The sequence below is a fragment of the Paucibacter hankyongi genome, from assembly GCF_037482915.1.
GTDB classification, from domain to species: domain Bacteria; phylum Pseudomonadota; class Gammaproteobacteria; order Burkholderiales; family Burkholderiaceae_C; genus Paucibacter_A; species Paucibacter_A hankyongi.
The window spans coordinates 22,463-45,457 of record NZ_JBBHJX010000001.1 but is presented as its reverse complement, the minus strand read 5'-3'; the positions used below and the strand labels follow the sequence as shown (position 1 = coordinate 45,457).

General features: G+C 63.2%; 17 protein-coding genes. 10 read left to right on the top strand and 7 right to left on the bottom strand.

The window, feature by feature from the left end; all coding sequences use genetic code 11:
- Positions 1 to 2 precede the first annotated feature (2 nt).
- Genes glyS through WG899_RS00175 form a run of 4 tightly spaced genes read left to right on the top strand, consistent with a single transcriptional unit; the run spans position 3 to position 4,443 of the window.
- Positions 3 to 2,108 (top strand): glycine--tRNA ligase subunit beta, encoded by a 2,106-nt coding sequence (gene glyS, locus WG899_RS00190; protein ID WP_339593602.1) that lies wholly within the window; start codon positions 3 to 5, stop codon positions 2,106 to 2,108.
- 48 nt (positions 2,109 to 2,156) lie between these two features.
- Positions 2,157 to 2,777 (top strand): D-glycero-beta-D-manno-heptose 1,7-bisphosphate 7-phosphatase, encoded by a 621-nt coding sequence (gmhB, locus tag WG899_RS00185; protein ID WP_339593601.1) that lies wholly within the window; start codon positions 2,157 to 2,159, stop codon positions 2,775 to 2,777.
- The gene (locus tag WG899_RS00180; RefSeq protein ID WP_339593600.1) at positions 2,777 to 3,562 is read left to right on the top strand and encodes a lysophospholipid acyltransferase family protein; all 786 of its coding nucleotides are present in this window, start codon (positions 2,777 to 2,779) and stop codon (positions 3,560 to 3,562) included. The genes gmhB and WG899_RS00180 overlap by 1 nt, the downstream gene beginning before the upstream one ends.
- A gap of 23 nt (positions 3,563 to 3,585) precedes the next feature.
- Complete coding sequence (locus WG899_RS00175; protein WP_339593599.1) at positions 3,586 to 4,443, top strand: M48 family metallopeptidase; 858 nt, start codon at positions 3,586 to 3,588, stop codon at positions 4,441 to 4,443.
- A gap of 264 nt (positions 4,444 to 4,707) precedes the next feature.
- Here WG899_RS00175 and WG899_RS00170 read toward each other — a convergent pair whose 3' ends face one another.
- Positions 4,708 to 5,766, bottom strand: a complete 1,059-nt coding sequence (locus WG899_RS00170) for an MBL fold metallo-hydrolase (protein ID WP_339593598.1) — start codon at positions 5,764 to 5,766, stop codon at positions 4,708 to 4,710.
- A 106-nt stretch (positions 5,767 to 5,872) separates the two neighbouring features.
- Here WG899_RS00170 and WG899_RS00165 point away from each other — a divergent pair, with 106 nt between their 5' ends.
- The 3 genes from WG899_RS00165 (at position 5,873) to WG899_RS00155 (ending at position 8,532) form a co-directional block, all read left to right on the top strand.
- Complete coding sequence (locus tag WG899_RS00165) at positions 5,873 to 6,298, top strand: MerR family transcriptional regulator (RefSeq protein WP_339593597.1); 426 nt, start codon at positions 5,873 to 5,875, stop codon at positions 6,296 to 6,298.
- A 135-nt stretch (positions 6,299 to 6,433) separates the two neighbouring features.
- Positions 6,434 to 6,955 (top strand): YfiR family protein, encoded by a 522-nt coding sequence (locus tag WG899_RS00160; RefSeq protein WP_339593596.1) that lies wholly within the window; start codon positions 6,434 to 6,436, stop codon positions 6,953 to 6,955.
- Complete coding sequence (locus tag WG899_RS00155) at positions 6,955 to 8,532, top strand: ATP-binding protein (RefSeq protein WP_339593595.1); 1,578 nt, start codon at positions 6,955 to 6,957, stop codon at positions 8,530 to 8,532. Before WG899_RS00160 ends, WG899_RS00155 begins: the two co-directional genes overlap by 1 nt.
- A gap of 51 nt (positions 8,533 to 8,583) precedes the next feature.
- On the opposite strand, the gene WG899_RS00150 is transcribed toward WG899_RS00155, so the two are convergent.
- Positions 8,584 to 10,836 (bottom strand): EAL domain-containing protein, encoded by a 2,253-nt coding sequence (locus WG899_RS00150; RefSeq protein WP_339593594.1) that lies wholly within the window; start codon positions 10,834 to 10,836, stop codon positions 8,584 to 8,586.
- A gap of 215 nt (positions 10,837 to 11,051) precedes the next feature.
- Here WG899_RS00150 and WG899_RS00145 point away from each other — a divergent pair, with 215 nt between their 5' ends.
- The 3 genes from WG899_RS00145 (at position 11,052) to WG899_RS00135 (ending at position 15,279) form a co-directional block, all read left to right on the top strand.
- Complete coding sequence (locus WG899_RS00145) at positions 11,052 to 13,136, top strand: TonB-dependent receptor plug domain-containing protein (RefSeq protein ID WP_339593593.1); 2,085 nt, start codon at positions 11,052 to 11,054, stop codon at positions 13,134 to 13,136.
- Between the two features lie 5 nt (positions 13,137 to 13,141).
- Positions 13,142 to 14,482, top strand: coding sequence for a branched-chain amino acid ABC transporter substrate-binding protein (locus WG899_RS00140; protein ID WP_339593592.1), 1,341 nt, complete (start codon positions 13,142 to 13,144; stop codon positions 14,480 to 14,482).
- Positions 14,483 to 14,583: 101 nt separating this feature from the next.
- Positions 14,584 to 15,279 carry a DUF8198 family protein gene (locus WG899_RS00135; protein ID WP_339593591.1) on the top strand — a complete coding sequence of 232 codons (696 nt, stop codon included), beginning with the start codon at positions 14,584 to 14,586 and terminating at the stop codon, positions 15,277 to 15,279.
- 46 nt (positions 15,280 to 15,325) lie between these two features.
- Here WG899_RS00135 and WG899_RS00130 read toward each other — a convergent pair whose 3' ends face one another.
- The 5 genes from WG899_RS00130 to WG899_RS00110 form a co-directional block, all read right to left on the bottom strand.
- The gene (locus WG899_RS00130) at positions 15,326 to 16,069 is read right to left on the bottom strand and encodes a PA4824 family protein (protein WP_339593590.1); all 744 of its coding nucleotides are present in this window, start codon (positions 16,067 to 16,069) and stop codon (positions 15,326 to 15,328) included.
- Positions 16,070 to 16,145: 76 nt separating this feature from the next.
- Positions 16,146 to 18,551, bottom strand: a complete 2,406-nt coding sequence (locus WG899_RS00125; protein WP_339593589.1) for an FtsX-like permease family protein — start codon at positions 18,549 to 18,551, stop codon at positions 16,146 to 16,148.
- Positions 18,552 to 18,555: 4 nt separating this feature from the next.
- A complete protein-coding gene (locus WG899_RS00120; protein ID WP_339593588.1) occupies positions 18,556 to 20,955 on the bottom strand; it encodes an FtsX-like permease family protein in 2,400 nt (799 codons plus the stop codon).
- A gap of 18 nt (positions 20,956 to 20,973) precedes the next feature.
- A complete protein-coding gene (locus WG899_RS00115) occupies positions 20,974 to 21,651 on the bottom strand; it encodes an ABC transporter ATP-binding protein (protein WP_339593587.1) in 678 nt (225 codons plus the stop codon).
- Between the two features lie 41 nt (positions 21,652 to 21,692).
- Complete coding sequence (locus WG899_RS00110; RefSeq protein WP_339593586.1) at positions 21,693 to 22,982, bottom strand: efflux RND transporter periplasmic adaptor subunit; 1,290 nt, start codon at positions 22,980 to 22,982, stop codon at positions 21,693 to 21,695.
- Between the last annotated feature and the right edge of the window lie 13 nt (positions 22,983 to 22,995).

Sequence of the window (22,995 nt, the reverse complement as noted above, 5' to 3'; positions counted from 1 at the left end):
TCATGAGCGCCAACAAGAATTTATTGATCGAACTGTTTGTCGAAGAGCTGCCGCCGAAGGCCTTGAAAAAGCTGGGTGAAGCCTTTGCCGCGGTGTTGGTGGACAGCCTGAAGGCCCAGGGCCTGGTGGGCGAGGGTGCGCAAGCGACCGCCATCGCCACGCCACGCCGGCTCGGTCTGCACCTGACGAATGTCGCGCCCAAGGCCGCCGACCGTGCCGTGCAGCAAAAGCTGATGCCGGTGGGGGTGGCCTTGAATGCGGAAGGTCAGGCCACGCCGGCGCTGTTGAAGAAGCTGGCCAGCATTGGTGCCGATGCCTCGGTGCTGCCGCAGCTGAAGCGTCTGCCGGACGGCAAGGCTGAAGCGCTGTTCCTGGACCAGCTGCTGCCCGGCGCGACGCTGACCGAAGGCCTGCAAAAGGCCTTGGACGAGAGCCTGGCCAAGCTGCCTATTCCTAAGGTTATGAGCTATCAGCTCAGTGATGGCTGGACCGATGTGAAATTTGTGCGCCCGGCGCACGGCATCGTCGCCCTGCATGGCAGCGAGCTGTTATCGGTCACGGCGCTGGGCCTGCAGTCAGGCCGCAAGACCCGCGGGCATCGCTTCGAAGCGGCGGTCCCCGAGCTGAGCATTGAGAGCGCCGACAGCTACGCTACGCAGCTGCGCGAGCAGGGCGCCGTGATCGCTGGCTTTGCCGAGCGCCGCGCCGAGATCTCCCGTCAGCTGCAGGCTGCCGCTGCCAAGGAAGGCCTCAAGCCCATCGAAGACGAGGCCTTGCTGGACGAGGTCACCGCCCTGGTTGAGCGCCCGAATGTGCTGACCTGCCAGTTCGAGCCGGAGTTCCTGGCCGTGCCGCAGGAATGCCTGATCCTGACCATGAAGGCGAATCAAAAGTACTTCCCGCTGCTCGACGCTGCGGGCAAGCTGACGCATAAATTCCTGGTCGTCAGCGCCATCAGTCCGACCGACGCCAGCGCCGTGATCGAAGGCAATGAGCGCGTCGTGCGCCCGCGCCTGGCCGATGCGAAATTCTTCTTCGACCAAGACCGCAAAAAGTCCCTGGCCGATCGGGTGCCAGGTCTTGCCAAGGTGGTGTACCACGGCAAGCTGGGCACACAGGGCGAGCGGGTTGAGCGCGTGCGCGCTATCGCCAAGGCGATCGCTGGCCTGCTGGGCGGCGGCGTGTTGACCGAACAGGTCGACCAGGCCGCACATCTGGCCAAGGCCGATCTGCTGACCGATATGGTCGGCGAGTTCCCCGAGCTGCAGGGCATCATGGGCGGCTATTACGCCCGCCACGATGGCTTGAGCGAGGCGGTGGCCTTTGCCCTTGAAGACCACTACAAACCGCGCTTTGCCGGTGATGCGCTGCCGCGCAACGAGGTCGGCTTGGTCGTGGCTCTGGCCGACAAGTTGGAAACCCTGGTCGGCATGTTCGGCATCGGCCAACTGCCAACCGGGGACAAAGACCCGTTTGCCCTGCGCCGCCATGCCTTGGGCCTGGTGCGCATGTTGAGCGAGCGCGCCGCGGGCCTGAGCCTGGACACCTTGGTCCAAGCCGCCGTGCCGGCCTTCGGCGGCTTGATCCAAGACCCGAGCGTGGCACTCAGCGAGTTCATCTTTGACCGCCTGTCCGGCAGCCTGCGCGAGCAGGGCTACACGGCACAAGAGGTCGAGGCCGTGCTGGCCCTGCGTCCGCAGCGCCTGGCCGATGTGGCCGCGCGCTTGCAGGCCGTGCGTGCCTTCGCGGCGCTGCCCGAGGCCGCGTCGCTGGCCGCGGCCAATAAGCGCATCGGCAATATCCTGAAGAAGAGCGAGCAGGCTGTTGAGGCGCGCGTCGATACAGCCCTGCTGCAGGAAGCGGCCGAGCAACATCTCGCCACCGCCTTGGCGAATGTGCAGCCGATTGCCGATGGCCTCTTCCATGCCGGTCAGTACGAGTCTTCGCTGCGCGAGCTGGCGACGTTGAAGACCCCGGTCGATGCCTTCTTTGACGGTGTGATGGTCAATGCTGAAGACCCGGCTCTGCGCGCCAACCGACTCGGTTTGTTGAAGACGCTGCATGAGGCGATGAATCGGGTGGCCGATTTGTCGCGTCTGGCCAGCTAAGACCTTTATCGCGAGGACATGCCGATGCGTTCCGATCACAGTCACAACATGAAGCTCGTCATATTGGGCCGTGATGGAACGCTCAATCACTACCGCGATGACCATGTGAAATCGGTCGAGGAGTTGCAGCCTCTGTCTGGTGCGCTGGAGGCCGTGGCGCGCTTGAACCACGCCGGTTGGCACACGGTGATGGCGACCAATCAGCCTGGCATCGGTCGCGGCTTGTTGGACATGGCCTCCTTGAATGCCATCCACCTGCGCCTGAATCAGTTGTTGGCCGAAAAGGGCGGGCGCCTCGACGCGGCCTTCTTCTGCCCGCACACGCCGGAAGAGGGCTGCGACTGCCGCAAGCCTTTACCGGGCCTGTTGGTGCAGATTGGCGAGCGATTTGGTGTTGACCTCGCTCAGGTGCATATGGTGGGTGCCTCGCTGCGCGATTTGCAAACGGCCAAGGCGGCTGGCTGCATCCCGCATCTGGTGCGCAGTGACCGTCTGGGCATGCTGGACGAAGAACAACTCGGCGATTTGGTGGCCTTGGTGCCTGGCACGCGGGTGCATGCCAATCTGAGCGCCTTTGCCGAAACCCTGATTCATGAAGAACGCCGCAGCAAGGCCGATGCGCGCGGTGAAGACTTGCCCCCGGATACCGGACCTGGAGAATTGAACTGATGTCTTTGCTGCTTGCCGCTGTGCGGTCCCTGTTGTTCGTGTTGTTCCTGATCGTCACGGTCATTCCCTGGGCGCTGGCGGTGCTGCTGATTTCGGTCTTCGCCAAGGGCGACAAGGTTTATTGGTCCTGCGCGGGCTGGCTGCGGCTGGCGATTTACGGCGCCCGCTACATCTGCGGCGTGCAGTGGCGCATTCAGGGCATGGAGAACCTGCCTACCGAAGCCGACCGCCGTTCTGCCGTGATCCTGTTGTCTAAGCACCAGAGCACCTGGGAGACCTTCGCCTACCCGGCGCTGATGTCTCACCCCTTGGCCTATGTGTTCAAGCGTGAGTTGCTCTATGTGCCTTTCTTCGGTTGGGCGATGGCGCGCATGGACATGATTCATATTGACCGCAGCAAGCGTGCGCAGGCCTGGAACAAGGTGGCCGAGCAGGGCAAGCGATTGGCGGCACTGGGCCACTGGGTCATCATGTTCCCCGAAGGCACCCGCATCGCCCGCGGTCAAAAGGGTGAATACAAAACCGGCGGCAGCCGTTTGGCGATTGAGACCGGCGTGCCGGTGGTGCCGATCGCGGCCACCTCGGCCGTTTGCTGGCCGCGCAAGAGTTTCTTGCTGCGCCCCGGCGTGGTTGATATTTCAATCGGCCAGCCGATCGCTTCGGTCGGGCGCGAGCCGGCTGAGTTGATGCGCGAGGTGGAGGGCTGGATCGAAGCGGAGATGCGTCGTCTCGACCCTTCGGCCTACGGTGCGTCAAACAGCAGCGCGGCGACCGCGCGCGTTTGAGCTGAAAGACAGGCCCCAACGCCATGCTCAAGCGTCTGGCTCAGCTGCTGCAAGAACCGCAGCTATCGCTGTTCAATGCCGACGCTGAATCGACCCCGGTGCTGAGCGCGGCAGGTGCTGTCAATGAAGTGGCCAAAGCCCCCGCGCTGGGGCCTGTGCCGTCCGCCCGCGCGCAGCGAGAGTTGTGCTTGGGTGAGCACCGCGTGGCTTACGAGTTACGGCGCGCGCGTCGGCGCAGCATCGGCTTTGTGGTCAGTACCGAAGGTCTGCGCGTGAGCGCGCCACGTTGGTTGCCTCAGGCCGACATCGAGCGCGCGCTGCATCAAAAGTCCGACTGGATTCTTCGCAAACTGGTGGAGCAAAGCGAGCGCGCTCGCCGTGTTGAAGCGGCGCGCATTGAATGGCGCGACGGTGGCATGTTGAAGCTGCTGGGCCAGCCGCTATGGCTGCGCCTGGACCCGAGTTCAAACGGTGTGCGGCAAGACCCATCCGGCGCCTTGCTGGTGATCGGCTTGCCGCTGCAGGCCAGCGAAGAGCAGGTCAGAGACATGGTGCAGGCCTGGCTCAAGCGCCGTGCTCGTGCGGTATTTGAGCCGCGCTGCCAGTTCTTTGCCCAGGCCTTGGGTGTGCAGATGAAGCATTTGCGCCTGAGTTCGGCCCAGACCCGTTGGGGCAGTGCCAGTGTCGACGGTTCGATCCGTTTGAACTGGCGTTTGATCCACTTCTCGCCGGCCATCATCGACTACGTGGTGGCGCATGAGTTGGCGCATCTGCGTGAAATGAACCACAGCGCGCGGTTTTGGGAGGTGGTGCGTTCGGTGCTGCCCGAGTTTGAAGATGCGCGCAGCCAGCTGCGCGAAGAGTCCATCACCGCCGAGTAAATACCAAATAAGCACCAGTTGTGCGCGAAGCCGGCTGAGTCCATCCCACTTAAGGGGGGCTTGTTGGTATTGGGGCGTTCCAGCAAACTTTCTTCACACGCTGTCATCGCCAGCAAACAGGGTCCGTCTCCGGATAGACCGCGTCGAGAGGCAGGCAATTCCGCCCTTCGCTGTTTGCCACAATAAAAGGCTGAAAACCCGCCGCCACCCAGCAATCCCTTGCTCAGTGTCGGCGGTTTTTTTTGCCCGGGCGCCAGACTCGGCTCAGCTCGGGCTGAAGCGGTAGATCCCGTCGGCGTCCAAACGCCGCTGCAAGCGGCCGCTCAACCACAGTGCATTCAGGTGCGCGACCGACTCCCCCATGGCAAAGGTCGTCTGGTGCAGGTCGAGCTTGCGCTTGAACAACACGGTCAGCAGTTCGGCGGCGTGGCAAGGCTTGCTGGCGCACGCGTCCATCACTTCGGCCAGACGTTCTTCATGATGCTCGCGCAGTTGATCGACGCGGGCATGCAAACCAGTGAAGGGTTTGCCGTGCGAGGGCAGCACCAGGGTGCTGGCGGGCAGGCTCAACATGCGCTCGATCGAGGCCAGGTAGAGGCTCAGCGGGTCGGCCTCGGGTTCCACATCGACCACAGAGACATTGGTCGAGATGCGGGGCAGCACCATATCGCCGGAGATCAGCAGGCCCAGGCTTGGGCAATGCAGGCTGATGTGTTCGGGCGCATGGCCGTAGCCGGTGATGCAGTGCCAGTCATGTCCGCCGATGCGCAACTGTAGACCCTCCATCAGGCGTCGGAAGCTGCTCGGCACGGCCGGCACCATGCTCGGGTAGTAGCTGCTGCGGGCGCGGATCTTCGCCAAGGAGTCCTCGTCGCTGAGGCCGTGGCTGGCAAAGAAGGTCGCCGCCGCGTCGCCGCCCATGCCCACCGTGGAGCCGCTGGCCAGTCGCGCCAGATTGAAATCTGTGGCGCTGATCCAGGTGCGGCAGGTCCACTTCTCGGTCAACCAGGCGGCCAGGCCGATGTGGTCGGGGTGGAAGTGGGTGACGATGACGCGCAGGATGGGCAGGCCTTCCAGATGCTCGGCGAAGACCTGTTCCCACAGTGCGCGGGTGGTGTCATTGGCGATGCCGCAGTCGACAACGGTCCAGCCGGAACGGCCGTCCAACTCATCGCGCAGCAGCCACAGATTGATGTGGTCCAGCGCAAAAGGCAGGCCCATGCGCAACCAACGCACGCCCGGCGCCAACTCCAGCACGCCGCCCGGCTCGGGCAGGGTGTCGCCCAGGGGGTAGTGCAGTTCCGACTCTCTGAGATTCGCCATGATTTCCTAGCTTGGGTGCTGATAGTCGCAGGGTTTGTCACCTCGTCCCTGCGCAATGCATAGAATTGCCGTTTACGTTAACGTCATTCGAGCATCCAGTTTAGCCATGAGTTCAGACAGCCGCACTGCCACGACCCCGGAGGCCAACGGTCGTCTGTTCACGATCACCGAGCTGGCGGCGGAGTTCGACATCACGCCGCGTGCGATTCGTTTTTATGAAGACATGGGCTTGCTGGAGCCGGCCCGCGCCGGCCGCAACCGGGTCTACACCCACCGTGACCGCACCCGCCTGAAGCTGACCCTGCGCGGTAAGCGCCTGGGATTGACGCTGCAAGAGATCAAGCAGTTGGTGGATATGTATGACGCCTCCAGCGGCGCTGAGCCACAGCTGCGCGCGTTCCTGTCGGTTTTGCAGCAGCATCGCAGTCAGTTGGAGCAGCAACTTGATGACATCGAAGTGACGCTTGCTGAAATCAGCAAGCATGAGGAACGCTGCCTCAGTCTGCTGGGTGAAGGGAAGCCGAGCCTTTGATGCGTTAGCCGGAATTGGGCTTGCGCTGTTGAGCCACCGGCTTGGCGGTGTTTGGGGGGCCATTTATTGCGACAGGCCCATTCATAATGAGGTCAAACTCCCAGAGCTATGGCCCGATTTGCTTCGTTCCTTTTGATGACTCTGTTGAGCATGGTGCTGCTCAGCACGAGCAGCCATGCGCAAGTGGCGCCGGCCGCGCCCAATGAGGAACAGCTTCGGGCCAGCTATGTGGCGGGTTTTGGCAGCTATATCGAATGGCCGGCTGCCGCGTTCGCCGATGCGGATGCGCCTTTTGTGATCGGCGTGATCGATGACGAGCCCATGCTGCGCCTCTTGGAGGCGGGCTTCAAATCCCGCAAATTGCAAGGCCGGCAGGTGCAAGTGCGTCGCATCGACAGCATTCTTCAGGCCACCCGCATTCACATGCTTTATGTTCCCGAGGGCAACACCACATCGCTCCGGCCATTGAGCGGCTTGTCGGTGTTGACGGTGGGAGCTGGCACCGCGTTTCTGGATCGAGGCGGAGTGATCGGACTGTTGATGCACAAAGATCGCCTCCGCTTTGAATTCAATGCCAAGGCTGCTGAGCGCTCGGGCTTGAAGGTTTCGGCCAAGCTGCAACAGCTGGCACTCAACACCTATGAGGAACTGCGCTGATGAAGCAGAGACTTTCATCAATGCGGCTGCAGCGCAAGATCCTGCTGGCGATGGTGTTGGGCACTTTGCTGGCTGTTTTGGTGGCTGCCTTGGCTGTGTTGGCCTATGAAACCACCAGTTTCCGCCCCCGCGTGGCGGCGCAGTTAGAAGCCGTCGGCAAGGTCATGGCCGACGTCAATCAGGCGGCGCTGGAGTTTGATGACAGGTCGCAAGGCAAAGAAAACCTGGCCTTCTTACGCTTGTATGAGGGTGTGGATGCCGGGGCGCTGTACCGTGTGGACGGCAGCCTGTTCGCGACTTGGAGCAAAGCCGATGCCAAGCTTGTTGGGTCGGATTCACCGCACCCATCGGTGCCACCCAAGGATGGTGTGGTGCAGCAGCTGTCCCATGCCAGCCTCACCCTGCCTGTCTTGCGTGAGGGCCATGAGCTGGGTCGTATCTGGGTGCGGGTGCAGTTGCCGCCTTTGGTCCAGCGTATGCCGCAGTACGCCATCATGTTTGGCGCCTTGGCGATGGCGATTCTTGTGCTGGGCTTGGTGTTGCAACGGGCCACGCAATGGCTGATCAGCGAGCCTTTAGAGCGCCTCAGCAAGGCCGCAGCAGAGGTGGGGCGAACGGGCGACTTCTCGCTGCGGGTGCTCAAGAGTAGCGATGACGAGATTGGACAGCTCACCGTCGAGTTCAACCGCATGTTGGGCGTGGTGGGTGATCGCGATGCCGCCTTGCAGCAGGCGCATGATTTGTTGGAACAACGCGTTCAAGAGCGAAGCCAGGAGTTGGAGCAGGCGATGGGCCTGCTGATGCAGAGCGAAAAGCTGGCTGCGCTGGGGAATGTCGTGGCCGGTGTGGCTCATGAGTTGAACACGCCGATCGGCAATGCCTTGCTGGCAGCGACCAGCCTGAGCAAAAACACCCACCAGATGCGCGATCAGATGACCGGCAACTCGCTCAGTCGCAAGGGGCTGGATGATTTCGTCTCTTCGGTCGAAGAAGGGGCTGGCATCGTCACCCGGTCCTTGGAACGAGCAGCCGCTTTGGTGCGCAGCTTTAAATCGGTGGCGGTCAATGAAACCAGCGAAGCGCGGATGGACTTTGATCTGCGCCAGGTCTTGGACGACTGCATTGCCTTGTTAGGTCCGGGGATGAAGCATCGCCCGATTGAGATTCGCCTCGACTGCGCGGCGGGCATTGCGTGCAACAGCTACCCCGGTGCATTGACTCAAATCGTCAGCAATCTGGTCGAGAACGCGGCTCGCCACGGTTTGGAGCCGATCGGCGGAGGTGTGGTGGAAGTTCAGGTCCGACGGGCCGACCCCTTGGATCCATCAGGCGGCAGTGACTTGCTGCTGACCGTCACGGATCAGGGCGCGGGAATCTCGCCCGAGCATTTGCGGCGTGTTTTTGAGCCCTTTTTCACCACGCGCCTGGGCCAGGGCGGCTCAGGCTTGGGGCTGCATGTGGTGCACAGCTTGGCGAAGAGCCCGCTGGGCGGTGGCATTGAGGTGCGCAGCGAAAAGGGTGTCGGCACTTGCTTTGAGCTGCGCTTCCCGAGTCGCGCGCCCATGAATCAGCTCTAGGCAAAGGGGGCACCCCAGGGAGTCGCTCTAAGGCTTGAGGCAAGCCTTGCCTTAAGCCTTGGCGCTGCGCGCCGCCACCCAGGCCTTCAACTCCGCCAAGGGCATGGCTTTGGCGTAGAGCCAGCCTTGCGCGGCATGGCAGCCTTGCTGGCGCAAGAAGTCGGCTTGCCCTTCGGTCTCCACGCCTTCGGCGATGATTTCGGTACCGAGTCGCTTGCCCAGCGACAACACCGTTTCGACAAAAATCTCGCCTTGGGGCTCGTCAAGTTGCTGGACAAAGGACCGGTCGATCTTCAGCACATCGATGGGCAAGGCTCGCAAATGCGCCAGCGACGAGTAGCCGGTGCCGAAATCGTCCAAGGCCACACGCACGCCACGCTGCCGAAGCGCTTGCAATGCGGCAATCACCAAGTCGGGCTCATCCATCGCCATGCTCTCGGTGATCTCAAGCTCTAGGGCGCTGGCCGGCATGCCATGCTTCGCCAGGGCCTGGCCCACTTGGGCTTGCAACTCGCCGCTGCGGAACTGCGGCATGCTGACGTTGACGCTGACCCGCGGTGGCGCTCCGGCCAATGATTGCAAGGCGCACCAGTCCTCGGCCGCTTGCTCCAATGCCCAGCGCCCCAGCACATTGATCAAGCCAGACTGCTCGGCCAGCGGCACAAACACGGCGGGCGACTCGACCATCGATGCCGATTCGTTCTCTGGCCAGCGCATCAAGGCTTCCATGCCGGTCAGTTGATCGCCCTGCATGCTGAGCTGTGGTTGATACCAGAGTTGCAAGCGCCCGGCTTGTATATCGCTGCGCAGTCGACGCAGCAGTGCCAGTCTCTTGTGCGTGTGAGCCTCCATGCTGGCTTCGAATTGCAGTGCCATCACCTGGGGGCTGGACTTAGCGCCGGTGAGCGCAATGCTGGCGCGCCGCAGCGCGGCCGAGGCGGAATCCTGATGTTGCTTCAGCAGGTAGCAGCCGGACGAAAATGCCACGCTCAAATGATGCTCGCCGACCTGCAGGCCTTCATCAAACAAGGCCCCCACCTGGGCTGCTGACACTTCATCTTCCGGGCCGACCAGACCAAACACATCGCCCGTCAACCGCGCCACTTGGGTGCGGCTGGAGAAGCCGGCGCGCAGGCGCTGAGCAATCGCTGTCAAAAGGGCGTTGCCGACATCGTGGCCCAAACCATTGTTGAGCTCGGCAAAGCGCCGGATATCCAGCAGCAACAGGGCATGATCGTCGGGCCCGGCCTGCAGCGCGGCTTCAATGTCTTTGACAAACTGCGCTCGATTGGCAAGCCCGGTCAAGGTGTCCCAAAAGGCCAGACGGTTGAGCTCACCAATCAGATGCACATTGCCGAAATAGGCTGAAATATTGGTCGCAAAAACTTCCACCAACTGCCGGTCTATGGGTGCCAGAGGCAAGGGCGATTGAATGTAGACAGCGGCTTCATGTCCTTCTGCTTCGAGAAAAAGAACGGTGTGATCGTTGGCGAAATGATGCTCACGCTGCTCCAAGGCTTTCAGCACGGCTGTGCGAACCAAGCTATTGCTGAGGGTGTCCAGGGTGCAACTCAAATAGTCAGAAAACTGGCCGCCGGCGGTGATGACATAAAACGCGTCTGCCCGCTCGCCGCGTTTTTCTTGGCCCCGGTGCACACAGACAATGCCGTTCTTGGGCAGACCCAAGAGGGCCGCCAACTGAGTCAACACGCCCTCAGCAAAACTGAGCATGGCATGCCGCTCCATCAGGTCGGCGGCGGAGCGAACAATCAACTCAAGACCGCGCCGGCTTTCTGCAATCGTGCGGATCTGTTCGTAGGAGCGCAAAGCGGCGGTCACCGCGGTGATCAGCCGGGTTTGGGTCAGCTCGCTTTTGGTGCGGTAGTCGTTGATGTCATAGGCTTCGATGATGGGCAACTCAGGGGCCGATCCGGGCTGGCCGGTGCGCAAGATGATGCGGGTCTCATGCATCTGGCAGTCCGTGCGGATGTACTCGACCAATGACAAGCCAGCCTGAGGATCCTCCATCACCACATCCAAGAGCACCAAGGCATAGTCCTTGTCTTGCGCTAACAGAGCGCGACTCTCCGTGGCGGAATAGCAATGCATCAAGACCATGGGCCGGCCCAGGATGAGAGCATTGCGAAAGGCAAACTGGGTGGCCCGATGCACCTCGTCGTCATCGTCAATGATCAGGACTCGCCAAGGCTTTTGCCCTGGACTGGCGTCCGGGGTGTCCGCGTCAATGAGCATGATCAAGTCATCATCAGGCATCAGTCGCTCCTGGGCTTGCGAGGCCGTCATGGTGCGCAAGTCCCCGGTGAAGGCGCGCGCTCATGAAGCAGCATATTAGTCCATGCCTGACCTCTATTTTCTGAGCACGCAAGGCGTCGAACTAGCGCAACTGTCTTGGGTAGATCAAGCTTGCGCGCACAGGCTTAGTTGTGAATACTGCGCATCAGGCTGGATGGCCGCAGCGGCTTGGCCGCTTTCTTCATGATGAGCAAGGATGGGTCAAGATGAAGAGACGAGCTTCTGATCGACGGGCCGTCGGCGTCGCCCCATGGTTGGCACTTGCTGCCCTGAATTGCTGCGTTGCAGCGGCTTTTGCACAAGCCAGCGATGAGAAGGAGAGCGCCATTTTTGGCTTGTCCTTGGAGCAACTGGCCGAGGTCAAGGTGGCGGCCGCCAGCTTTGTGGCGGTGGCGCAGTCCCGTGCGCCTGCGATTGTTTCAGTGATTGGCCGCGAGGAGATCGAGGCCTGGGGTGATCGCTCGGTCGCCGATGCTTTGGCCCGCGTTCCGGGCTTGTACCGGGTCGATGCGCAAGGGTTTCAGGATGTTGGCGTGCGAGGCTTGTTCGGCGGCCAGCGAGCCTGGAATCGTCAGATCAAGCTGATGATCGACGGCCAGCCACAAGCCTTTCGGCCCGATGCGGCCAATTTTCTCAGTGCGGCTTTGATGCCCATGAGCACCATCGACCGCATTGAAGTCGTGCGAGGCCCGACCTCGGCCCTATACGGCGCCGACGCTTTTCTTGCGACGGTGAATGTGGTCACGCGCAAGCATTACGTCGGTGCTAACGACGCAAGCTTGCGGGCCCGCGCCTACGGCGGCAAAGCGAACGGCCTGGACTTCAGCGTGGCGGGCGGCAATGGCAGCCTGGGCTTGTTGTTTGCGGTGCAAGCGGAACGCTATCAGCTCAATGACCTGCGCATCCCCAAGAGTTCACCCATCCTGGGCGCTCAGCCCAGCATGCGTGATCAGGAGTCCAGCGAAGCCTGGCAACGCCCGCTGTCCTTGCTGGCGCGCGCTAGCTTGGAAACGGGCGTGCTGCAAAACCAGTTGGAGATCAACTACTCGCGCATTGACAGCGTGGCTCAGTTTTTGGATTTCGGCACACTCAGCCCGAGCAATCGCTATTCACAATACCGCGCGCAGGCGGGGTGGCAGTCGTTTTGGGACATCAGCCCGCAATGGCAGGCCAAGTTTCGCTGGAATGCCAGCAAGTCGGCGCCCGGCCCCGAAGAGCGACTCTCCATCAACTCCAGCACCAACTACCCTCAGAGGGATTTCTCCTCCGTGGCTAATGACTTGGGCTTGAACATCAATTGGGCGCCCAATCCAGACCACAGCTTCAATGTGGGCCTGGATCGCACCGTTGATCGTCAGCAAAGCATGCAAGTGACCCGGGTTGCATCGAATGGGAGTACCAGCCTGCAGGGCAAGCCCAGTACTGCCTTGCGCCTGTCCAACACCGGCGTTTTCGCTCAATACCTGTGGCAGGTCACCGATCGTCTGGGGCTGAGCGCCAACTGGCGACAAGATGAGCACAGTCGTTTTGGCAGCAATCAAAACTGGCGGGCTGCAGCCGTGTTTGAGCAAAGCCGGGAACTCAATGCCAAACTGATCTGGAGCACTTCATACAAGGCGCCCAGCGTGTTTGATTTGATGGCGCAGCCCTTGTATAGCGGTGATGTCGTCGGCAACGACTCACTGCGCGCTGAGACGGCGCGTAACACCGAGTTTCAGCTCAACTGGCGACCTAGCCCCAAGCTTCATCTCAGCGCCAATGTGTATCAGTTGGAGGTCAAGGACAAAATTGAATTGCAGCAAACCGGGCTCAACTACCAACCCGTCAATCGTGGTCGCTTCTCGGGTCAGGGTGCCGAGTTGGATATTCGTTATGAAGAGGGCGCACATCGTTTGGGCCTCGCTTGGACCGGTCTGAATTTGACCGAGCGCGATCCGGTTCCCTTGGTGGGCGAATTGGTTCGTCCGCCGGAGCGATTTCCCGAACACTCAGTTCGAGCGGAGTGGCGCTGGCATACGGCGAATCTAGGACAGTGGGCGACCGAAGTGCTCTACGCCTCGCGGCGCCACGCCACTTTCAGCAATGCGTTTGCAAATTTCTTGACGCCTTATTCCTTGGCACCTAGCACCCGGATGAACCTGGTCTGGACAAAAACATGGGCCGCTCATGAGGTGCAAATGCGCTTGGACAATCTGCTCAATGCCAGCTATTCCGAGGTGGGCTATGGCAGCGTTGACTTTCCAGGTAATGGCCGCAGCGTTTTGCTGAGCTATCGCTATCGTTGGAACTGAGCATCATGAGTACATCCATGTTTTCTGTGCGCAGCATCGTCGGCCTCGGTTTGATCAGTGCGGCCTTGTTGAGCGCCTGCGGTGGGGGCGGCGGGGGTGGAGTTGAAGGCAGCAGCGCGCAGGCCGAAGGGCCGGTGGGCAGCATGCGGCCGGGCATTCAAGGCGAGTTGATGATTGGCGTGCTCTACCCTTTTACGGGCACCTCCTCTGCCAACTACGACTCGCGCGAACGTTACATCCGGCAAGCGGTCGCAGAGATCAACGCCGCCGGGGGCGTGAACGGCAAAACTTTGGGCTATATGGTCCGCGATACCAAGGCGGGCACCACCGAGGGCAGTGAGGCGCAAATTGGCGAGTATCTGGACTTGGTGAATGCGGGTTGCTTTGGCGTCATCGGCCCCTTGACCAGTGCTGAGGCTCTGCTGCTGGCGCCGACCATCATCAAGACGGGGGTGCCCGTGATCGCCACCGGTCCGAGTACCACCGATCTCGACACCATGGATCGGGGAACGCCTAGCGTTTTCTATCGACTGATCGTTTCCAATTCATTTTCCGGGGGTGTGGCCGCTCAGATTGCTCGACGCGATGGCAAGGCAACGGTTGCCATCATTCACTCCGACGATAGTTTTGGTGTGTCGGCTCGCGACAATTTCAGCAAGTCTTTTGTTGCCCGGGGCGGGGTGGTGTTGGCGAGTTCTTCGTTCAAGGCGGGCAAGACCTCGGACTTCGCGGCTGTCGTCAGCAAGGCCATGAGTGGCGGCAGGCCGGATGCGATCTACATCGCCGCGCAGTCCGCTGAGGCGGTCGGACTGAGCAAAGACATTGCCTCGGGTGTGGCGAAACCTCGACCTTCGATGTACGCGGCAAGTTCGCTCAGCACCTCGCAGTTTGTCACCACAGCGGATGCATCGGTGGTCGAGGGCATGACCATCATGGGTGCAGACAACAATCCCAAGCGACCCGAATACCTCGCCTTTGCAGACTTGTTTACACAAGCCTATGGCACGCCGCCGGATGTGGGCATCAGCCCCTCCGGCTATGACGCGATCTATCTGTTCTCGCTGGCGGCCCAGGCAGGGGGCAGCACCGACAAAGCGTCTGTGGCCAAGTGGTTGCGACCTGTGTCTCGGCCCGACACGGCCACGCCCCTGAAGATCACCCCAGGCCAGTTTGGCTTGGCCTTGAAAAATCCAGGCATGGACTGGGACTATGAAGGCGCTAAGACCGGAGTGAACTGGGATGCTCGCGGCGACTTGAGCACGGGCTCGTTCATCGTCTACAGCGTCAGGAAAAACAGTGCCGGGCAACTCGCGCTGGTGCAGGTGGACCAGGTGGTGCCGGACTGATGTTTTCGAGCGGGGCCGAGGCTTCGCTTTCAGCCAAATCCATCAGGGCAGGAGTAGCAAGGCCACAATGGTGGCCTATTCGCTGTTTTTGCCCACTCGCCATGACGCGCCCGATTGAAGACGAAATCCTGCAACAGCTGCACGAGGTGGATGCGCAGCGCCAGTTGCGCCTTGCTGAGCCCGGGCTGGAGGCGCGCGTGCAGGCACTCAAGCATTACCAGCAGCGGCGCTTTGCCCACAGCTACGCCGACCTGCTGTGTTCTCCGCGCTATGAGGCGGCGACCACCTTTTTCTTGCGCGATCTCTATGGGCCGGGCGACTTCTCGCGCCGCGACGCTCAATTTGCTCGTGTGGTGCCGGCGCTGGTGCGGCTGTTTCCTGCCGAGGTGGTGGCGACCGTCGCCAAGCTGGCGGCCTTGCATGCCATCTCCGAGCGGCTCGATACCCATATGGCGCAAGAGCTGGGCACTGATCATGTGCTGGCCGCTGCCTATCAAGCTGCCTGGCGAACCTGTGGCGCGCCAGAGCAGCGGCAACAGCAAATCGACCTGACGCTGGCGGTGGGCGCCTCGCTTGAAACGCTGACGCGCAAGCCGCTGCTGCGTCAGGCGCTGCGCATGATGCGTGGGCCGGCCACGGCCGCCGGCATGAGCGAACTGCAGAGTTTTCTTGAGCGCGGCTTTGACACCTTCAAGGCCATGAACGGAGCCAAGGAGTTTCTGCAAACGGTGCGCGAGCGCGAAGAGGCCTTGGCGGCCGCATTGTTTGCCGGCCGGGCGCTGCCTCAGCTGCCCTGAGTTTGAGCGTCTGGGCTTTTGGCATGGGGCTGTGGTCAGCCCGCTCCTAGAATCCTAGGCCATACCAACCCAGCCCTAAGGTCCAAAGCACACGGCTTCCGCTGCGGTCTTCGCGGCTGGCGCTCAGGTCCAAGCCAAGCTGGTCTTTTTTCAGCCAATAGCGGCCGCCCAAGGCGAAGCTATTGGCTCCCAGGCTGGCGTGTTGGTCATTGGCTTGTAGCTCAATGAACAGCAGGCCGAGGGCACTCGGGCTCCACACGCCGGCCAGGTTCATGAGGCGGGCCGTGCTGCCATGGTCTGGCTGGCGAACTAGGCCCAAGTTGGCATGCAGGGCCCAGTCCGAGTTGAGCGACAGGCTGGCCAGCGCCATCAGGCTGTACTGCGTTTGTCGCCAGTGCCGCGGTGGCGCTTGCTCATAGCTGCTTGAAAAACGCAGCCCTGCGCTCAGCTCACCCAGCTGGGTGCTGAGGCGCCAATGGGTCGGCGCGAGCTTGATGCCAAAGCCGTTCTGCGAACTGGTTGGGTCCTCGGACTGGCGTTGCCGACCATAGCTGGCCTCCAGCTCCCAGCCAGGCGCCACGCCGCAGGCTGGCGCGAACACCACGCCCTGCGGCTGCCGCGGGCCTGGCGTGCGCGGCTGCAGTTCCAGCCAGCTTTCAATTTGGCAAGTGCCGGCATCGGCGACGCTGGCATCGTCGGTATTCAGTGGCCGTCCAGCATGGGCGGGCGCCACCCCGCTCAGCAGGCAAGCCAGCGCGGCCACACAGGGGCGCAGCGTCAAGAGTCTCATGGTCCATCGCAAGTTCATGGCCCGCTATTGGACCCGATTTGCGTGACTGAACCTTGGCTGTTGTGGCAGGACTTGATCAGCCTCGCAAGGCCAAGATCGGCCGCATGGACAGCGCCGCCCAGCCGTGACGCAGGCTGGCCAGCAAAGTCACCAACACCAGCCCAGCCAAAGCCCAAGACTGCGGCCAGCCGGCTAGGCTGACTCGGTCTGCAAACTGCGCCAGATAACGCTCTCCCAAGACGGCGGACAGCGGCAAGGCCAGCAGCGCCGCCCCCAGCAGCAGTGCAGCAAATTCCCGGAACAAGCTCTTCATCGCCTGCAGCGGAGACGCGCCGTGGAGCTTGCGAAGCACGATCTCTTTGGCATGGCGCTGGACCAAGAAGGCCGCCAGGGCATAGACACCGAAGCCGGCCAGCAGCAAGGCCAGCAGGCCGCAAGCGCTGACCAGCTGGGCCATGCGCAGATCCGACTTGTAGGCCGCCATCAAGACCTGCTCGGCCGATTCCCACACCAAGGGCTCGCCGGGGATATAGCGCTCCCAAAGCGGGGCCAAGGTCTTGCTGGGGTCGCCGGACGCGTTCATGCGCAAGTTCAGCACCCGGAAGGGGCGAGTGCCGCTGAGGGCCTGTGCTCGGCTCTGCAGGTAGAAGGCGTGCGGACGGTCGGCCTCGCGGGTGCTCTCCAAGCGCTGATTGGCGACCACGGCCACCACCCGCCAAGTGGAGTTGCTCTGGTTCAAGCCGGTCATCATCGTGCTGAGTGACTGGCCCAAGGCTTGTTCCGGCGAGCCCCAGCCCAAGGCCTTGGTGGCTGCCTCATCCAGCACCAAGCTGTCTTGCCCTTGGCCCTCGACTTGCCCGGCCAGGACCGGGATGCGGTAGAGCTTGAAAAAGTCCGAGTCCACTTCGTTGAAGCGCAGCTTGGCCTGCTGGTCGCCACGGCTGAACTGGGCGTTACGGTCCATGAAAGCATTGCCCGGCACGCTGTCGCTCCAGGCCAGAGCAGCGACCTCGGGTCGTTGCCGCAGCGCTTGATGAAGGTCTTCGGCTTGCTGGCTGCTGGCCTGATTGGGCAAGCGCAGCGTGATCACGCCCTCGGGCTGGAAGCCGAGCTCACGGCTCAGTACATGCTGGTTTTGCGCGCTCAGGATCAGGGCCGCGCTCACCACGAACAAGGCGATGGCGAATTGCAGTCCCGTCAAAGCGCGGCGTAACCAGCGGCCGCCTGGACTCTCGCTGGCTTGCCGCCCCTGCAGTGCGGTGGCGGCGTGCATGCGCCAAGCCAGTCGAGCCGGGTAGAGGCACACCAAGAACGAGAGCAGGCCGCAAGCCAGCAGCAGGCCGGCCAGCGGCTGCGCCTGCAACAAGCTGTCGGGTTGCGGCACTTGCAGGGCTTGGCTGGCCCAAGGCAGCAGCAGCCAGGCCAGCAGCAGGGCCAGGCCTGCGGCCAGCGCGATGAGCAGCTGCGCCTCCACCGCAAACTGCAGCAGCAGGCGCGCCGGGCTGATGCCCAGCGCCTTGCGCACCGCAATCTCGCGCTGGCGCTGCAAGGTGCGCACGCTGCTGAGATTGACGTGATTCAGCAGCGCCAGGCTGAGCAGCAAGACCGCCACGCCGCCCAGCGCGCCCAGCATTTGCAGCCGTTGGTGGCCGGCGAGTCCTTCAAAAGGCATTTGCGGCACGGGCAGGGCGCGCATGAAAGCGGCCTTGCGCCCGCCCGCCGTCCAGTCGGGCGGCAGCTGTTTGATCACCGGGCTTTGGTCGAGCAAGGCTTGGGCCAGCGCGCCAATTTGCTCGGTGTTGGCCCCCGGGGCCAGGCGGGCGAACACCTGGCCATTGATCTGGAACCAGGCGCTGCGAGTCTCCTCGTCCAAGCCTGCGGCCGGCGAGTCAAAGCTGATCCAAGCTTCGGTGCGCAGCAGACTGCGCGAACTGGGCTCGGGCAGCACGGCGGCCACCCGCAGACGGTGCTCTCCGATATCGACGCTGCGCCCCAACGCCACGTCGCTGCCAAACAGCCGCTGCGCCAAAGGCTCGGTCAAGGCGATGGTGTCGGGGTGGCTGAGCGCGTCTTGCAGATCGCCTTGCACGGCGCGCAGATTGAAAAGCGCTGCCGCGCTGGCGTCGGCCGCCGTCACACCGGCGCGCAGTTTGCGGCTGCCAACGCGCAGGCTTGGCTTGTCATCCGACACACGGGTGATCAGTTGCAGCGGCGCCTGCGCGTCTTGCAGTGCTTGTTTGAACACAAAGGGCGCGCCCAGGAACCAATCTTCTTGCCGACCCGGCATATTGCCGTGGAAGTCGATCAGCACGATGCGTTCCGGATCTTGCAGTGCTGGGTCCGGGCGCAGGCGCTCGCTCAGCAGCACGGCCAGCAAATAGCAGGCCGCCAGTGCCAAGGCCAGGCCGACGATCAGCACGGCGGCATTGAGCGGCTCAGCACGCAGCTGGCGGGCCGCAACACGCAGGTCGAGCAGTCGCATCGGCTCAGCCCCCGTCGCGCAGCGCCAAGATCGGCCGCATCGCCATCGCCGCCAAGCCATGGCGCAAGCCGGCCAGGCCGCTCATCAAGAGGGTGAGCATCAAGGCGAGCAGCAACGGCCAGCCGCCCATCGGTGCGCGCTCGACAAAGCCGGCCAGGTATTGCTGGCCAATCCACCAGATCAAGGGCAGGCTGATGACGGCGGCCAGGCCCAGCAAGGGCGCGAACTCCTTCACCAGCAGACCGGCGATGTGGCGATGGTCGGCGCCATGCAGCTTGCGGATGACGATCTCCAACTGGCTGCGGCGCACCGTGTAGGCGGCCAGTGCGTAGACACCGAAGGCGGCCAGCAAGAGTGCGATCAGGCTGGTGGCGGCGATCAGGCGACCGACATTGCGATCCATGCGGTAGCGCTGGGCCAGTTGTTCATCGACACCGTTCATCTCGATCACCGTGTCCGGCAGATAGCGGGGCCAGGCTTCGGCCGCGGCGGCGCGCAGCGCGGCCATGTCGGGGCCCTTCAGCGTCAACACGCTGCGTACCTTCTTGGACAAGCGGAACACCTGCGGCTGCGAGATATTGCGGGCCGACTCCTGCTTGATCGCGCCAAACACAGCCTTGATGCGGAAGCCGTCCGGGCCCGCCATCAGCTGCTTGCCGATGGCTTCTTGCGCCGAGGCAAAACCGAAGGCTTTGACGGCGGTTTCGTCGATGGCCAACGGCCGGTCGACGCCGGGCTCGGTCTTGTCGGGCAAGACGATGCCTTCCAGGCTGCCGGCCAGCATCGGGATCTGGTAGACCGAGAAGAAGCCCAGGTCGTAGCGGGCGCTGCGCGCGCCGGCCTTGGTGTCGCCATTGGCCAAGGTATCGATCTGTCCGATCGGATTGCGGCCCGGCACATCGTCGCTCCAGCTCAAGCCTTGCACGGCGGGGTGGCTCTTCAGTGTTTCGTAGAGCCCGTCGACCTGTTCCGGCTTGATGTCTTGCGGCAGATCCAGGGCCAAGAGCCCGCCGGTCTTGAAACCCAGGTCCAACTTGCCCACATAGTCACTCTGCCAGACCACGATCACGGCAGCGCCCGACAGCGTCAGCGCGGCGCAGAATTGGAACACTGTCATGGCGCGGCGCAGCGTGCGGCCGCGCGCGCCTTCGCTTTGCTTGCGGCCCTGCAAGGCCGGGGCGCAATGCACGCCCAGCGCCACCCGGGCCGGGTACAAGCCGGTCATGGCACCGAGCGCCAGGCAGCCCAGCAACAAGCTCAGTAACTGGGCCGGGGCGAACAACTTGGCTGCGAACTGCACATCGAGCAGATCGGCCAAGGCCGGCGCAAGCAACCAAGCCAGCAGCAAGCCGACCGCGCCGGCCAGCAAGGCCACCAGGCTGGACTCGGCCACAAATTGCGCGGCCAAACGAGTCGGGCTGGCGCCCAGGCTCTTGCGCACCGCGATCTCGCGCTGGCGGCGCAAGGTGCGCACACTGCTCAGGTTCACATAGTTGATGGCAGCCAGGCCCAGCATCATGGCGGCGGCCGAGCCGAGGGCGGCATACAGCATCAAACGGCTGCTGCTGTCGGCGCCGTCAAACGGCAGGCGGCTCAGCGGCACGGCGCGCACAAAGGCCGATTTGCGGCCCCCGGCGCTCCACTCCGGCGGCACTTCTTTGGTGCCGGGGCTGCGGTCAAAAATGTCTTGCATCAGCTGGGTCAGCTGTGCGGCATTGGCGCCATCGGCCAGGCGCACAAAGACGCGGCCGGCAACCATGTACCAGGCCTTGTCGATGCCCTGCACGGCAGCCCCCGAGGCGGGCGAATCAAAGCTGGCCAGGGCGTCGAACTGCAACTCGCTGTTGGCGGCCTGCCGCGGCAATACCGCCACCACCGTCATGTCCTGGCTGTTCATGCGCACGCGCTGACCCACGGCCTCTTGGCCGGCGCCGAACACGCGCTCTGCGGCGGCCGTGGTCAGCGCAATCGTGTCGGGCTTGCTGAGTGCAGCTTGCAGATCGCCCTTGAGGGCCTTCAGGCCAAACATGGGCGCCAAGTCGGCGTCGCTGAACAGCACTTGGGTTTTGCTGAGTCGCTCACCGACGCGCAGGCTCTGCTCACTGTCGAGCAAGCGGGCCGCCTGCGTGATGGGGGCCTTGGCCTCGCGCAAGGCATTGGCAAACACAAAGGGACTGTTCGTGAACCAGTCGTCATTGCGGCCGGGGATATTGCCCTTGAACTCCATACGCGCGACGCGCTCGGGCGCCGGCACGGCCGGGTCCGGCAGCCAGCGGTTGTTCAGCAGCAGGGCAATCAGGTAGGTGGCGGCGATGGCGATGGCCAGGCCCAAGATCACCACCAGGGAGTAGGCCGGTTCGGCCAGCAATTGGCGCCAGCTGACGCGCAGGTCTTTGAGTTTCATGGGTTTGATCTCCCGCAATCAAGCGGCCAGGGCGTCGACCAGAATGCGGCCATCGAGCAATCTCAAACAGCGGCTCGCCTGGGCCGCATGAGCCGGCGAATGAGTCACCATCACCAAGGTCGTGCCCTCGGCATTCAGCTCACGCAGGATGCGCATCACCTCGTCGCCCTGGGCGCTGTCGAGGTTGCCGGTTGGCTCGTCGGCCAGCAAGAGGGCTGGGCGCGAGACGATGGCGCGGGCGATCGCCACGCGCTGCTGCTGGCCGCCCGAGAGCTGCGAGGGGCGGTGGTTGGCGCGGTGGGTGATGCCCAGGCGGTGCATGGCTTCGTCAACGCGGCCGGCGTGCTCGGCCACCGGCACATCGCCGTACTCGAGTGCTAACTCGATGTTCTCGCGCACACTCAGGTCGTCGATCAGGTTGAAGCTCTGGAACACAAAGCCGATGCGGCCGCGGCGCAGCTTGCTCAGTTGGCGCTCGTTCCAGCCGGTGACGTTCTGGCCGTCGAACCAGTATTCGCCGCTGCTGGGCGCATCCAGCAGGCCCAGGATGCTCAAGAGGCTGGATTTGCCGCAGCCCGAGGGGCCGGTGATGGCCAGGTACTCGCCGGCCTCGATCTCCAGGTCGATGCAGTTCAGCGCGGTGGTTTCGACTTCGCTATTGCGGTGCAGCTTGCTCAGGTTTTTCAGCTTGATCATGATGGGTTCACTCCTCGGAAATTGGGTTCTGGATGAGAGGGTCAGGACTTGAGATTCAGGGTTTTGGCTTCGCCGAACTGGCGCACCTTGGAGACGATCACGCGCTCGTTCGGTGCCAGGCCTTCCAACACTTCGATCTGGCCGGCGGCGCGGCGGCCCAGGCGCACATTGCGGCGCTCGGCCTTGCTGCCGTCGGCGTTCAGCACATAGACCCAGGCGCCGCCGCTGTCGGCGTAGAAGGGGCCGTCGGCCAAGAGCTTGGCGCGGCTGGGCTGGCCCAGCACGATGCGGGCGTCCAGGCTCTGGCCGGCTTGCAGGGCCGGCGGCATGTCCTTGGCAAATTCCAGCTCGACGCCAAAGCGGCCGTCTTTCACCTGCGGCAGGCGCTGCGACACCGTCAGGGGCCAGGTCTTGCCGCCGGCCTCCAGGCTGGCCTTCAGGCCGGTCTGCACGCGGCTGAGGTAGAACTCATCGACATTGCCGCTGAGCTTGAAGCCATTGATGTCATCGATGCGGCCAAGCCGGTCGCCCGGCTTGACCGAGCTGCCCACCTGCAGCGTGAAGCCGCTCAGCTGGCCATCGCGCGGGGCGCGGGCCGACAGGCCACTGGCGGCCTTGCGCACCACCGCCAAGCCTTCGCTCAAGCCCTTGACGGCGCGCTCCATCTCGGCGACGGCCTGCTCGCGGGTGCGCAGCTCGGCGCTGCCGTCTTCGCGCGCTTGGGCCAGCAAGCGCTGTTGTTGCTCGCGCTTGAGCTTGGCATCTTCCAGCACCGAGTTCGACACAAAGCCTTGTGCCGCCAAGCCTTGCTGGCGTGCCAGATCGTTCTCGGCCTTGGTCAGCTCATGCTGCAGATTGCTGACATCGCGGCGCTGCATCGCCTGGGCATTCGCCAGCGCGGTGCGCTGCATGGCCAGGTTGGCCTGCTGCTGCGCGACTTCCGAGGAGCGCTGCAGCACCTCTTGTTCGCGTTGCGGGTTCGACAAGCGGTAGAGCAGAGCGCCTTCCTTCAGCATGTCGCCGTCGCGCACCAGCACGGCGTCGACGCGGCCGCTCTCGGTCGCGTCCAGCAAGACCTGGTGCGCCGGCACGACCTGGGCGCGCAGCACCAGCTCGTCGCGGAATTCGCCTTCGCCGACGGTGGCCAGGCTCAGCTCGCTCAGCGGCACGCTGAGTCCGCGCGGCACGCTGGTGTAGAGCAAGCCGCCCAGCACCAGGGTGGCCAGCACGCCGCCGGCCCAGCGCAGCGGCTTGGCATATTTGTTCTTGGGAATGGCCCGGTCCATGGCGGCGCCGGAGACGGGGGGCAATCGATGCAGATTCGCGTTCATGCCCTCACTAGCG